At 35.8% G+C, this 13078-nt stretch carries 11 protein-coding genes; 7 read left to right on the top strand and 4 right to left on the bottom strand.

Translation table 11 applies throughout. The features are described from left to right. Positions 1–16 precede the first annotated feature (16 nt). Positions 17–676, bottom strand: a complete 660-nt coding sequence (locus tag FTRAC_RS02300) for a peptidoglycan DD-metalloendopeptidase family protein (protein ID WP_013452616.1) — start codon at positions 674–676, stop codon at positions 17–19. Positions 677–765: 89 nt separating this feature from the next. Beyond that, positions 766–1638: a bestrophin family protein gene (locus FTRAC_RS02295; RefSeq protein WP_013452615.1), complete on the bottom strand. Its 873-nt coding sequence runs from the start codon at positions 1636–1638 to the stop codon at positions 766–768. A gap of 120 nt (positions 1639–1758) precedes the next feature. On the opposite strand from FTRAC_RS02295, the gene FTRAC_RS02290 reads away from it, so the two are divergent. Further along, on the top strand, positions 1759–3786 hold the full coding sequence (locus tag FTRAC_RS02290) for a penicillin acylase family protein (protein WP_013452614.1): 2028 nt from the start codon (positions 1759–1761) through the stop codon (positions 3784–3786). Here the strand turns inward: FTRAC_RS02290 and FTRAC_RS02285 are convergent. Then, on the bottom strand, positions 3758–4294 hold the full coding sequence (locus FTRAC_RS02285) for a DUF1643 domain-containing protein (protein ID WP_041649431.1): 537 nt from the start codon (positions 4292–4294) through the stop codon (positions 3758–3760). The two genes, FTRAC_RS02290 and FTRAC_RS02285, sit on opposite strands and share 29 nt — an antisense overlap. Before the next feature lie 139 nt (positions 4295–4433). Between FTRAC_RS02285 and FTRAC_RS02280 the strand changes: the two genes are divergently transcribed. From FTRAC_RS02280 to FTRAC_RS02255, 6 genes are all read left to right on the top strand, one after another. Next, entirely contained in the window at positions 4434–5285 is an 852-nt protein-coding gene (locus tag FTRAC_RS02280) for a LytR/AlgR family response regulator transcription factor (protein ID WP_013452612.1), read from the top strand. A 116-nt stretch (positions 5286–5401) separates the two neighbouring features. After that, a complete protein-coding gene (locus FTRAC_RS02275) occupies positions 5402–6664 on the top strand; it encodes a hypothetical protein (protein ID WP_013452611.1) in 1263 nt (420 codons plus the stop codon). A 4-nt stretch (positions 6665–6668) separates the two neighbouring features. Then, entirely contained in the window at positions 6669–7340 is a 672-nt protein-coding gene (locus FTRAC_RS02270; RefSeq protein ID WP_013452610.1) for a DUF2306 domain-containing protein, read from the top strand. Continuing rightward, complete coding sequence (locus FTRAC_RS02265) at positions 7337–8503, top strand: retropepsin-like aspartic protease (protein WP_013452609.1); 1167 nt, start codon at positions 7337–7339, stop codon at positions 8501–8503. Before FTRAC_RS02270 ends, FTRAC_RS02265 begins: the two co-directional genes overlap by 4 nt. Then, complete coding sequence (locus FTRAC_RS02260; protein ID WP_013452608.1) at positions 8503–9945, top strand: serine hydrolase domain-containing protein; 1443 nt, start codon at positions 8503–8505, stop codon at positions 9943–9945. Before FTRAC_RS02265 ends, FTRAC_RS02260 begins: the two co-directional genes overlap by 1 nt. A 134-nt stretch (positions 9946–10079) precedes the next feature. Further along, on the top strand, positions 10080–11510 hold the full coding sequence (locus tag FTRAC_RS02255) for an amidohydrolase family protein (protein WP_013452607.1): 1431 nt from the start codon (positions 10080–10082) through the stop codon (positions 11508–11510). 597 nt (positions 11511–12107) lie between these two features. Here the strand turns inward: FTRAC_RS02255 and FTRAC_RS02245 are convergent. Then, positions 12108–12989, bottom strand: coding sequence for an alpha/beta fold hydrolase (locus FTRAC_RS02245; RefSeq protein WP_013452605.1), 882 nt, complete (start codon positions 12987–12989; stop codon positions 12108–12110). Positions 12990–13078: the final 89 nt, after the last annotated feature.

Genomic DNA, 13078 nt, shown 5'->3' with positions numbered 1-13078 from the left:
ATTTTTAGCTCATTTTCTAAGAATCTGATAGCAAGAAATTATTAGGATCAGGGCATAGCTGCTTAAAAGTCTCTAATTCCGAAGGAGCACAAACTCCAGGGAAATCACCTTTCAAATTCTTCATATCCGAAATCAATTGAAAATGTAAATGAGGCGGCCAGTCTCCGTTCTCAGGAAATGGACCTAATTCACTGAATTCCTTACCTTTCTGGATGAAATCCCCGATGGCTATGTTTTTTAAACTTACGAGGCTTAAATGGCCATAAAGCGTATAAAATTCTTCCCCTTCTAGTTCATGTTGAAGTATAATAGTGGGGCCGTAATCTCCAAAATTATTATTATCGGCAAAGCTGTGGACTTTTGAATCTAGCGGAGCATAGAGCGAATGCAAAGCTTCACACCAAACATCAACACCAAGATGCATGCAGCGTGATTCCCCCTGTTGAAAATGGGTACTTCTTTGATAGATCATACGGTTTTCCAAATAGCCACCATGACCAAATTTTTTGTTTTTTTTCTGCAAAAAACCAAATACGTAATCATTGAAAATCGGGGTCGATTGTAGATCAAGCTTTAATAAATCAGCATTTTGATTAGAGAAATCTAGTTGTATACTGTTTTCTTGATTAAGCCATTCTCCCATGATAGGAAATATATTTTTCTGGTCTATTTGCATATTCAAGCTTTGATTAATTATAGCAAATTGCAAACTTAGTATAACAAATTTAGAATGCTTAGGGATTCAAAGAAATTTGATAATAGCTCTTATGAATTGAATAATTCCTTAACGTTTTTTTCAATTTTCTCGGATAACTCTTGAGTCGGTAAATCATTCACATCTCCTCCAAAAGGTTCTTCTATTTCTTCAGCTATCAATTCCACGCTGACTAAAATAAAGAATATAAATATGACGATAGGAATTGTGATATAATGAAACTCAGTAATGAAAGCTAAAGGGAGTGTAATAGTATAGGTGAACACGAATTTTTTGATAAACATACTGTAAGAATAGGGAATAGGTGTATTTTTAATTCTTTCGCAACCACCTAAAATGTCAGAAAATTCTTTCATTTCTTTATCGAGGACCAGAAATTGATTAGGTGTTAAATTCCCATCTTTCAAAAGTTGATTTAGTCTTTTATAAATCAAGCCTGTTATAGCATTTGGTATGTGCTCTTTATTCTCAAGATATTTTACGATTGATTTATCTTTAATTTTTAAATGTTTGATTTTCGCACCTTTCCTTAAGTGGTCTTTCAAGGCAAAAGCAAATGCTGGGATCATTTCCTCGAAAAAACTTCTGTCTTCTTTATTTTCTAAAGAAAGCATGGCATTTAACTTTGAGGCTAAATTCCTTGAGTTGTTCAGCAACAAACCCCATAATTTTCGGCCTTCATACCATCTGTCGTAAGCAGAATTTACTCTAAAAACCAAAAATAAACCCAATACAATCCCTAAAAGTGAATGAACAACCGTAGTGCTGTTAAATTCTAACTCAAAATAATCTTCAATTAAAAAAGTAACAGCAGCAGTATATATTGCCATTATTGTTAAAAATGGAAATAGGGTTCTGACGACCTGTCGGCTATAGGAATGAAAAATAAGGCCGAACCAGTTTTTTGGATTATATTTAATCATGTTCTAAACAAATTCAAGGAAAAAGTGATATAATGAATGCAATAATATAGCAATTTATGCTCAGATTAAATTTTCCTTAATAATTTTATTGTTTTAACCTCTAGTATATCTATTCATCGCATGAAAAACGTCCTTCTATTTTTCTTTATTTTCAATGCCGTCACACTTTATTCTCAAATCTCACCAGAAAATATTGATATAGTTCGTGATCGATGGGGAGTTGCACATATTTACGCAGAGAAAGATGCAGAAGTAGCTTATGGATTAGCTTGGGCGCATGCTGAAGACGATTTTAAAACCATTCAATCCACATTGATAGCTGGGAAACTTATGGCTGGAAGGCAATTCGGAAAAGATGGAGCAGGAATAGATTTCTTTACTCAATTTATCGGTGCTCCCGACTTAGTGCGTGAAAAGAAGCATCAACTATCCCTTGAGTTTCTGGCGCTTTTGGATGGATATGTACAGGGAATTAATTCTTATGCACTTCATCATAAGCAAGAAGTAGTGCATAGAAAACTATTTCCAGTTACAGATGATGATATGTTGACTGCTTTTGTCCTTTCGCTTTCTGCCATGAGTGGTGCAGATAAAATTGTAGGCGATATTGTTGCGGATAAACAGTTCAATAATCCATATAAAGGAATAGGCTCAAATGGAATTGCCATTAGCAAGTCTAAAACAACCACTGGAGAAAGTTTTTTGGCCGTAAATTCTCATCAACCTTTCGAGGGTCCAGCCAGCTGGTATGAGGTTCATTTGACTAGTGAAGAAGGCTGGAATATGTTGGGTTCTTTATTCCCAGCTAGCCCAACAATATTTCATGGAGTAAATGAAAATTTAGGATGGGCGCATACAGTCAATCACCCAGATAAAATGGATATTTATCAATTACGAATGCATCCTGATAAAAAGGAGCATTACTATTTCGATGGAGAAATCTTAGCTCTTGAAAAGCGAAAAGCTAAACTAAAAGTTAAGATTTTAGGAATTCCGATTCCTTTGTCAAAAACCTATTATCAAAGTGTTTATGGTCCGACCTTAAAAAATGATCATGGTTTTTTTGCTTTAACTTTTGCAGCAAATCAGGATTTGAAAGCAATCCAGCAATGGTATGAAATGACAAAAACGAAAGATCTTGAGGAATTTAAAAGCGTAGTTTCTCAACTCTATTTGCCTGATTTTAATATAGTATATGCAGACAAATACCATCATATTTTCTATGTAAGCAATGCTAAATTACCCGTACGGAACCCAGCATATAACTGGAGAAAGGTTTTACAAGGTGATACCTCCGCTACCCTTTGGAGCAAGTATCATTCTTTTGAAGAATTACCTCAATATACAGATCCAAAAGCAGGCTACTTATTTAATATGAATAATAGCCCTTTTAATGCTACAGATCATGCTGAAAATCTTGATTCTTTGGATTTTCCTGCTGAAATGGGCTTTTCTCTAACGGATAACAATAGAAGCATTCGATTTCAAAACCTCATGAGCAAAGAAGAGAAATTAAGTTATGAAGATTTTAAAAGGCTAAAATTCGATATTCAATATCCTGATCAATTTCAATTCAGGGAGGATGTGAATATTATTTTCGAGTTAAACCCTAAGGATTATCCTGAAATTCAGAAGTTCCTAGAAATCCTTCAGAACTGGGACAGAAAAGCAGAGAAGGAAAGTGTTGGAGCAGGATTGATGAAAGTGCTGATTAGTAATGCCGAAGGAAAAGAAATTGATAGGACTACAGCAATCGAAATTGTTAAAAGATCCCAAGCTCAACTGATAGACGAATTTGGGACAATTGTAGTACCGCTCAGTAAGTTACAGGTACATAAGCGAGGGGAGAAAGAAATGGCTATCGATGGACTGCCAGATGTAATTGCCCCAATGTACACTCAGAAATTGGCAGGGGGCTTGAAGGAAAAGACTTATGTAGGAGAATCGTATATTTTACTGGCTCGATTTGGGGAAGGTTTGCCAAAATTGGAATCTATTATGCCTTACGGGGCTTCCTCAAAAGCTGAAAGTCCTCATTATACGGATCAAATGGAAATGTTTGTCAATAAGGAACTAAAGCCTATGACTTTAGATAAAGAGGAAATTTATAAAAATGCGGCTAAGATATATCATCCTCAGGTTGAATGACCGTTTCCATATAGTGCTCCATATCGAATTCGGATAAGATGGTAGTCTTTTTTAGATACAAAGGATGCCTTGGGTGTCCTGCTTTCAATGGTTTACCAGCAGATAGCCATTGACATTCATAAAATTGGCTCATGTTAAAAATATCTGATAAACAGTGCTTTAAAAATGGTCTTGTGTCAATCAGATTTCCCCAAGCAGCCCATATAACTACTTCGTCCTCCTCAAGAAAAGACTCAATTACCTCCAAATTCTCTTCATGGTATTTCTTTTCAATTTTGTAATGAAGCAGTTTTGGATCCGCACTTCTTTGAGGATAGATATTCAGCATAATCCAACTATCAAATTGATTGTGACTTGCTATTCTTTCCACTGAAGATACTGTTCCATCATATTGTTCAGGTTTGGCCTGACTTGGATTTACGCCAATACATATCAAGGTCTTTTTTCCTTTTTTACCTAAAGAATAGCGGTACTCACCAGTTTTATCAGTCTCGTAAATCCAATCCATAGTGAAATATAAGTAATTGCTTAGAAACAAATGTAGGTAAAATCTGATATTCCTTCTAATTCGAGATTTTGGAATAAATAAATCTTCAAGAATATTATCTTTTTGAAAGCATTTTGTAAGCAAATGTTAATTTTGCCTTATGCTTTCAATCTTTAAAAAACCGCATCCTTTTATTTTCAATTCGGGAAGTATTCTTATTCCTGGTATTTTCACTTTCCTTTTGATTTTGCTTTTTAGACCGCTGGGATTTAATAGTCTACCGCTCAATTATGTTGTAGCTTTTGCATTAGGCTTTGGCTTGATTGCTTCAATATTGGTTTGGTTTACAGTCAAGCTATTGAAATTTATTGCACCTCAATGGATGGATGAAGATAGTTGGACTTTGGGCAAAGAGATCCTTTTGATCTTTACGGTGCTGGTTTTTATCGTATTAACTATCTTCTTTATCTTTTTCAGTATCAATGTTACAGAGCATAGTCCCTGGGAGCTATTTAGAACGGTTTTCGTCAAAACACTTTTATTTAGTGCTTTCCCTATTCTTTTTATGGTATTATTTGAACAATACAATTACCAAAGGAAACAGTTGAAGGAAGCTGAAAAGTTGAATCAAAAAGTAAAAGCAGAAAATGGAGATTTGGATGTTATTCATTCCGTTACTGCAGAAAATGGCCAACTTGTTTTGCAGTTAAAAACTAACGAAATCCTTTGGGCGCAGTCAGATGGTAATTACCTGGAATTATTTTATTTGAATGAAGCTAAGGAAATCAAGAAAGAGCTCATTCGCAATAGATTAAAGAACTTAGCAGATCAACTTCCGAATGACACCTTTTTTCATTGTCACAAAAGTTTTCTTATTAATCTCCTTCAGGTGCAGAAAGTCCAGGGTAACGCTAGAAACTTTGAAGTTATACTAAGATATAGCAATAATCCCATACCTGTAGCAAGATCAAAATCTTCTGAATTGAAGGAAAAAATCAATCGTCATATATAGGTGCATCCCTTTTATACCTAATCGTTCCCATTAATACCAAACAGTACTGAAGACTGCTCAAATGCTGATTTGACCATTCATATTTGCTTCATCATTCATAAACACAAAAGTCAAAAATGAAGCAGGTTCTATTAGCATTTACTATTTTATTCACTACTGAATTACTCCATGCACAAGTGTACATGGAGGAAAAAAGCAAGCATAGATTTGCCCAGACCTATGTCGGATTTAATACACAGATAGTACCAGCACAAGGTCAATTTGTATCAGACGGTTTGAGCAATAAATTTCCAACGCTTATTTCTCCTAGGTTTAATATAGGAGGCTTGCATTTCTGGGGAAAATGGGATTTCAATGTAAACCTTCCTCTTGGTCATTTGGGGGATAAAAAAGTGGCAGAAGAAACCGAGTACCTTTTTAAACCAGGAGCAGATTTAAGTGCTCGGTACTATCCATGGAGAATGGAATTTGGTAAATTGAGACCTTATGCTGGTGTTTCATTTAACCAGATGGTTTTCAAGTTGGATCATGAAGAATTGGGGAGCAGAGATGATTTATTTTTCACTGCATCGCCTTTAGCAGGCGTTTCCTATGCTTATAAGGGGTGGCAACTCAATGCGGAACTTATGTGGGTACCCACGAACAAAAAAGAGTTCTATACGAGCCGAAATCAAAGAGAAATATTTCATTTACCACAAAATTACTTTTCAATTGGGATTGTAAAGTTTTTCGATACCACACTAAAGGAAGAGAAAGGCTATAAAAATGGATCTACCAAGAAGAAGGAAGACGAATTGAGAAGGAAAGGGAAATTAAATAGCTTTTCTGTTGGTCTCGCACCGAGTGCAGCATATTTCTTGCAAGCCCCACAATTCTCTCAAGGTGAGCAGCAGTCTTTACCACGGCATAAAGGCGAGTTTAATTGGGATTTTGGGCTAGGCTACTTATTTCATGATGCGGGGCTTCATATTGGTTTTAGCTATAGAGATTACAGCTCAAATTCAAATAGCTACGGTCTAGAGCACGTAATTCGAAGACGATCTGTGGCATTAGAAGCGTTAAAATTCTTCTGGGATTATAATGGATTTGTCCCTTTCATTGGACCAAGTATTAGCTATGAAAGATGGGGTGCGGCTGAATTTGAAGATGATGTGATGACAAGTGAAGTAGCCAGAACAAAAATGATTTCGCCAGGGATAATTTTCGGCTGGGACATAGTTCCATCTCCATTGGAGACCTGGGTCTTACGCACAAACCTTCGATATTATCCTCTACAAAAAGTCAAAAATCCTACTGGAGAAATATCAAGAGTCGATCAATTTGAATTCAATATCATTCAATTGGTTATTTATCCGAATAGAATCATAAATACTCGTTAATCATATGAATTACATAGTTCAAAATATATTATTCGTGCATATTTGCGCAGGGGCAATTGCTTTATTGAGTGGCGCAGTGGCCATAAGTTCCACCAAAGGGAAGGGAACGCATCAAAAAGCTGGGAAAATATACTCAGTGGCAATGTTAGTGGTCTTTATCACTGGAATCACAATAGCTTCTTATAAATTCAATAAGTTCTTATTTTTAATCGCTTTCATCAGCTACTACAGTGTTTTTGCTGGAGTTCGCATATTAAAATTGAAGAAGCTTCACAAAGGGCAGGAAGCCAGATGGTTTGATTGGTTGGCAGGATCAATAAATTTCATAGCCAACTTTTCATTTGTTTGCATGGCCGTTTATTATGCGGTTACACCAGATGTAAATGTGCCTGGCGTATTGCTTTCTGCAGGTTTTGGTATAGGGGGAATGTACCTCAGTTACATCAATATGAAACCATTTATTTCCAAACCTGAAAAAGCCTATCATTGGTACACTTATCATTTAGGAAATATGATGGGAGGCTACATAGCAACCTTCACCGCCTTTTTCTCCACTATGGTAACGCGATTTGAATTCATGAATCCATTTATAGCTTTTGCATTACCTTCACTAATCGGAATCCCATTTATAATATACTGGACCAACAAAACAGAATTAAAATTTAACACAAAATGAAAAATATTTTTTACGTAGTATTCATCATCCTTTCCAGTACGTTGACAAGCTGTAGTTATTTGAAAAATGTACAGCTATTGAGTGGCGGAGAATTAAAGCGTCAGCAGTTTGTACAAGCCATCCCTTTTGAAATGAGAAAGGATTTGATTGTGGTAAAAGCAAAAGTAAATGATGATAGCACCGAGCGAGAATTTATTTTTGATACGGGCGCTTTCAATAGCAAAATTGAAAAAGGATTGGCAGAGTCGCTCAGCTTGAAAACCATCACTACCAAATCCAATTCTACCGCAGCTGGAGTAACTAGAAAAATTGAGGTCACTAGAATAGACTCCTTAGTTTTTGGAGAAACGGCTTTTTATAATGTCGGAGCTGGAAAAGTTGAGTATGATGAGCAGTCTGCTAGTCCTTGCATAGCGCAGCATGGCATCATTGGAGCTAATATTATGAAGCTAGCCCACTGGAAAATTGATTACGAACATCAGATGATCTATTTTTCAGATCAACCCTTTGAAGTTAAAGAATCAGCTTACAATATTGAATTTGATAACCCATTGCTTTCTGGAACGCCATTGATTAGTATGAAAATAGGTGGAAAGGAAGCGCAGAATATCCTATTTGATGTAGGCTATAATGGTGGTTTAGTATTACCCATTGCCTTAGCCAAAGAATTTGAAGGAAGTGATAAGCTATTTTTCGACAGATCAACTACTGGAATTTACGGAGCCAAAGCGGATACACTTATTGAAAAACAGTTGGAAGTTGAAATTGATGGATTTCAGACTAGTATTCCTGTTAATTTCTCCGCAAACGGAAAAGCGCTCTTGGGCAATGAGTTTTTGAAGCACTTTGAGGTAATTATTAATTATGATAAGAATATAATTCAGTTGATTGAAAGAAAGACTGTCAGTATTGATCCTAATGCTCCATTCATTCCAGGTGTTTTGAATGATAATCAATGGGTGGTTGATAGAACTACTGAAGATTTACCTTTTGTTTTGGGGGACACATTAACTTCAGTAAATGGCAAAACACCAAGAGAATTATTTGATAATTACTGTGACTATCTAAAGCATGTTGGTGAACTAATAAGTACTGATAGCTTAAAAGTGTTAAAAGGAAACGGAGAAGAATTCATTATTAAGAATAAATCTGTTTCGAAGTGATGGTCAGAAGAATCACAGTATTAATTTCATATTTCTTATTGAGCTATTCTTTGGTAGCACAAGAATATGAACAAGCAATTGCCAAAGCGAGATTCCTCATTCAGGAACATCAAAAGCAAACTAAGATTCCTGGGCTGCAAGTAGCCGTAATGATTGATGGTGAAATGATTTGGAATGAAGAAATGGGCTATGCTGATCTGGAAAATGCTGTTCCAGTTACGAGCCAAACTCAGTTTAGAACGGCTAGTCTTGCAAAACCATTGACCTCCATAGCCCTAGGAAAGATGCTGGAAGAGAATCTGATAAGTTTAGACAATACTGTTGAGGATTTCTTTCCTGATTATCCTGCTCCCGCAAAGCAAATTACAGTACGGCAATTAGCCGGATCCATTTCAGGAATCCGACATTATAATGAAGCAGATCCTAAGTTCAGAACTGAAAACTACAAAACAGTTCAAGATGCGATAACCATTTTTCGAGATGATCCACTGGATTTTGAGCCAGCTACTGAATATGGCTATTCAAGCTATGGCTGGGTACTCTTGAGCGCTATAATGGAGAAAGCTGCTGGTGTTTCTTTTGAAAAAATAATGAATAACAGTTGGAATCAGCTTGGAGCTGACAATACTTCATTTGATTCTCCTAATCATGATTCTGAGGACATCAGTAAATTTTATATTAAAGGAAGAAAAAGCCGAGAATTGGCACCTTTTGAAAATAGGTCATTCATGTATGCTGGTGGCGGTTATTTGTCAACTGCGGAAGATTTGGTCAGAATTGGGCTTCAGTTTATCAATTTCGATTTTCTCAAAAAATCAACAGTAGATACATTGACCCAATCATTGCATCTTAAAAATGGAGCGTTGACCTATTATGGATTGGGCTGGGAGCTAAGTTCAAGCAAAATTGATACTGAAGTCTGGTATCATAATGGAAGCATGCCCACCGCCAGAACGCATTGGCTTCTTTTGCCAGAAGAGGAGATAGTATTGGCTTATATGAGTAATACAGGTGAACATGTATTCTTTAATGACGCAGAAGCACACGCCATCGCCCAAATTTTTCTGGATGCCAAAAGCGCAAAAGCAGGTCTTAATTCAAACAGTGAGTATTTGACTGGAGTATGGACAGGTATAGTCACTTCTTTGTATGATAAAAGAAAAAAAGCCGAACTCACATTAAAAAGCACTAGAAATGGTATGTTTGAAGGAGAAATTGAGTTTACAAGAAGTCGTAAAAGAGAAACCTATCCGGTTGTTGTAAAATCAAGTACAAAGGATTCCCTCCACCTAATAGCCGTGACGCCCATGTTTGCCGATTTTCGTTTAAGAATAGATTCCAATGACAATCTAGAGGGAGTGTGGCAGCATGAATTTGTACGTAAGCCTAATCAGGATGAAGATGAATTTTGGAAAGGGAGGGAAGTATCATTTAAAAAGTGATACAATTTAAATTCTGCTTAAATAAAGTGAATTGGTCAAGATGGAATAACATCACTTAGATTTCTAGTGAAATTATTCCGAAACTGCTATATTTACTGGTGTATTAACTCTAGTAGACTTTACTTTTTAAAGAAATGAAACTCTTAAAAATAGCGGCTAAAGCTATTATAGTACTTATTACAGTTATCGTAATTTTCATTTTGACTGTATTCATATTGGATAACCGAAACACCCGTTATCTTAAAATTACAAACCATCCTGAAGGGGAAAGAAATTCTTATCTGATAAAAAATGTAAATATTGTGCCCATGTCCTCCGACACTATTTTAGTTGATAAAATGGTGCTAATCGAAGATGGAGTGATAACTGAAATTTCAAGTGATATTAGCGTAGAGCAACACACCATCATTGATGGTAAAGATCAATACTTGATGCCTGGCTTGATCGATATGCATGTGCATGTTTGGGATGAATATGAATTAGGTTTGTATTTGGCCAATGGAGTCACCACAGTACGAAACCTATGGGGGCAACCCATGCATTTAAGAATGAAGGAACTGATTGAATCTGGAGAGATTTTAAGTCCTAATTTTTTTACTAGTGGTCCCAAGTTGACGGGTTCAGAATTCATGGGGGATGATAATTTGCAAATTTTCAGCGAAGAGGAAGCTAAAGAGGTGGTTATCGATACGAAGGAAAAAGGCTATGATTTCATCAAAACCTATTATGGATTACCTCAGGAGTATTTTGACGTGGTTATAGATCAAGCTAAGTTGAGCAGATTGGATATTGCAGCGCATCCGAGTAATAAAGTTGCTTATGATTATCATTTTAATTCGCAGATTAAAACTATTGAGCATGCAGAAGATATAGTACAGCAACCATTAGAATACAAATTGGATTCAGCGAAATTAGAAGAAGTAGTGATAGATTTCTCAAAAGCTGAAGGAACTTCCTTTTGTCCCACACTTACTGTCTATCACAATATTTATAAAATGATTATCAATGATTCTATCCTACATTCATCGGATTTGAATTATATGAATCCATTAATAAGGATGGTGGATAGTGAAGCACAATTTAGTCGATGGAATAGTGCAAAAAGAAATGACAGTACGATTGAAAGCAGTATTAAAAATCAACATGAATTTCATTTATTGGCTATTAAAAAATTGCACGAAGCTGGTGTAAACATAGTTTGCGGTACTGATGCTGGAATAGGGGTGACCATTCCAGGAAAATCCATTCATCAGGAACTGGCATTTTACAAGAAAGCTGGACTAAGCAATTATCAAGTTTTAAAAACAGCTACCATAAATCCATCGAAAACACATGAATTCTTAAATGACTTTGGTACCATTGAAAGGGGTAAAGTGGCAAATTTGTTACTTGTCGATGATAATCCTCTTGATAATTTAGCAACTCTAGAACAACCTCAGATTGTCTTTTCTGGGGGTAGAATGATCAATCGAGCTACCCTCAATACATTTGAGGTGAAAGCAGCAGAAAGATCAAATCTTTTAGCATCAGCCTTCCGTTATATTGAATTTTTACTATTGAAATAAATCTTTGGAAGAACTGCCATGTCACAAATTATTACTTTTCAAAAGGCCTTAACAGTTAGTCAGTTATTGATTGGCTTTTTAATTGCGTTTCACATCTTGATTGTATCCCTCACTCTTTTTGAGATCGATTTTTTTATGAAATATACTTGGGGTGGGGAAATTAAAAGTTCAGATGAATTTATAAAATTGGAGATGGTTTCAATCCTGGCTTCAAGCTTCTGTTTTTCATTGATTTTATTAAGAAATAGGGCTAAGTCTAAAATATGGTTAATCATATCAAGAATAGGCTTGAGCTTATTCTTTTTCATGTTTCTGCTAAATACGCTAGGAAATATATTGGCGGCATCAATATTTGAGAAATCCTTAGCCTTAGTAACGATTCTGATTGCAGTGCTACTGCTTAGGATTATTTTAGAGCCAATTAGAAAAAGATCGTAGGAGGCTTTTTCACTTTTCTATTCTTTTGATTTTTCCTGTTACTATGAGGATGTAGAATGTAATTGCCACACTTAATAATACGGACATGATCATCATGATTTTAATATTTTTTGGTGAATAAGAAGAGAGTGTGATTCGATATCACACTCTAGATTTCAATTATTTTGAAGCTAAAAAACTGTCCACCTGATTAAAAAACCATTTAGGCTCATCGTAGAAAATAAAGTGGTAAGCTTCATCCGCTACCGCTACTTTTACATTCTCGATGTCCTTACACTGCGCTTCATAATTACTTTCAACAGCTTGTTTTGTACTTCCATACTGTTCATAAGCAGCCCATGCGCCCAATACTAGAACAGGTGTTTTTACTTTACTCATTTCCGAACGAATATCGGTGGTGTACATTTCTCCATAAGCTTGAGTAGTAACAGTTCTATTGCTATTAATCCCCATTTCAACCACTTGTTCTCTTTTGTCTGGAGTTGCAATCATTCCAGCGATAATCATCTTCTGCTGTTGCGCAAAAGCATCTTCACTCACATTTTTCATATTTGCTTGCATCTGTTGAGCCATGTTTTGTGCTCTTTCAGGCGTGAGCCCTGGCATTTGAATAGCAGGGAAGTAGGGAATTCCATCAACTGAAATGATCTTGGCAAAAAGATTAGGTTCTTCTGAAGCTGCCCAAAGTGATAAAAACCCACCCATGCTATGTCCCATTAATATTGTATTCTTTAATTGATTGGTTTTTACATAGTCAATCAACTCATCTCTTACTTCTTTTAAGAAATGCTCACTTTCTACGCTTTCCTTATTTCCAAATCCTTTTAAAGTAACCAGGTGAATTTCGTAATCATTTTTGTAGTGCTCGGTTACTTCATTCCAAACATCAGCTGAACATGACATACCATGTATAAGAATCATGGGCTGTCCTTTTCCAACAATGGTGGTGCTGAGTATATTTTCGGATTTTGCTTTCGCAGCCATCATTATAAGAGCAATGCTCAATAGTGCTGCTGATAATTTTAAGAATAAATTTTTCATGACTTTTTAGTTTTTGTTTGCTCAAATCAAGCACTGAATTTTGAGTTAATTAAATTTGATTGACCATTGGCTTGATTATATTGACCAAC

The sequence above is a fragment of the Marivirga tractuosa DSM 4126 genome (genome assembly GCF_000183425.1).
GTDB classification, from domain to species: Bacteria; Bacteroidota; Bacteroidia; order Cytophagales; family Cyclobacteriaceae; genus Marivirga; species Marivirga tractuosa.
Note: the sequence above shows the minus strand (reverse complement) of the source record. Positions and strands in the feature narration are given on the sequence as shown.

Excerpts from the sequence above, each read along its gene's own strand:
- FTRAC_RS02280 (WP_013452612.1), top strand. The coding sequence starts at position 4,434 with ATGCTTTCAATCTTTAAAAAACCGCATCCTTTTATTTTCAATTCGGGA.
- FTRAC_RS02275 (WP_013452611.1), top strand. The coding sequence starts at position 5,402 with ATGAAGCAGGTTCTATTAGCATTTACTATTTTATTCACTACTGAATTA.
- FTRAC_RS02260 (WP_013452608.1), top strand. The coding sequence starts at position 8,503 with ATGGTCAGAAGAATCACAGTATTAATTTCATATTTCTTATTGAGCTAT.
- FTRAC_RS02300 (WP_013452616.1), bottom strand. The coding sequence starts at position 676 with ATGCAAATAGACCAGAAAAATATATTTCCTATCATGGGAGAATGGCTT.
- FTRAC_RS02245 (WP_013452605.1), bottom strand. The coding sequence starts at position 12,989 with ATGAAAAATTTATTCTTAAAATTATCAGCAGCACTATTGAGCATTGCT.
- FTRAC_RS02255 (WP_013452607.1), top strand. The coding sequence starts at position 10,080 with ATGAAACTCTTAAAAATAGCGGCTAAAGCTATTATAGTACTTATTACA.
- FTRAC_RS02270 (WP_013452610.1), top strand. The coding sequence starts at position 6,669 with ATGAATTACATAGTTCAAAATATATTATTCGTGCATATTTGCGCAGGG.
- FTRAC_RS02265 (WP_013452609.1), top strand. The coding sequence starts at position 7,337 with ATGAAAAATATTTTTTACGTAGTATTCATCATCCTTTCCAGTACGTTG.
- FTRAC_RS02285 (WP_041649431.1), bottom strand. The coding sequence starts at position 4,294 with ATGGATTGGATTTACGAGACTGATAAAACTGGTGAGTACCGCTATTCT.
- FTRAC_RS02295 (WP_013452615.1), bottom strand. The coding sequence starts at position 1,638 with ATGATTAAATATAATCCAAAAAACTGGTTCGGCCTTATTTTTCATTCC.
- FTRAC_RS02290 (WP_013452614.1), top strand. The coding sequence starts at position 1,759 with ATGAAAAACGTCCTTCTATTTTTCTTTATTTTCAATGCCGTCACACTT.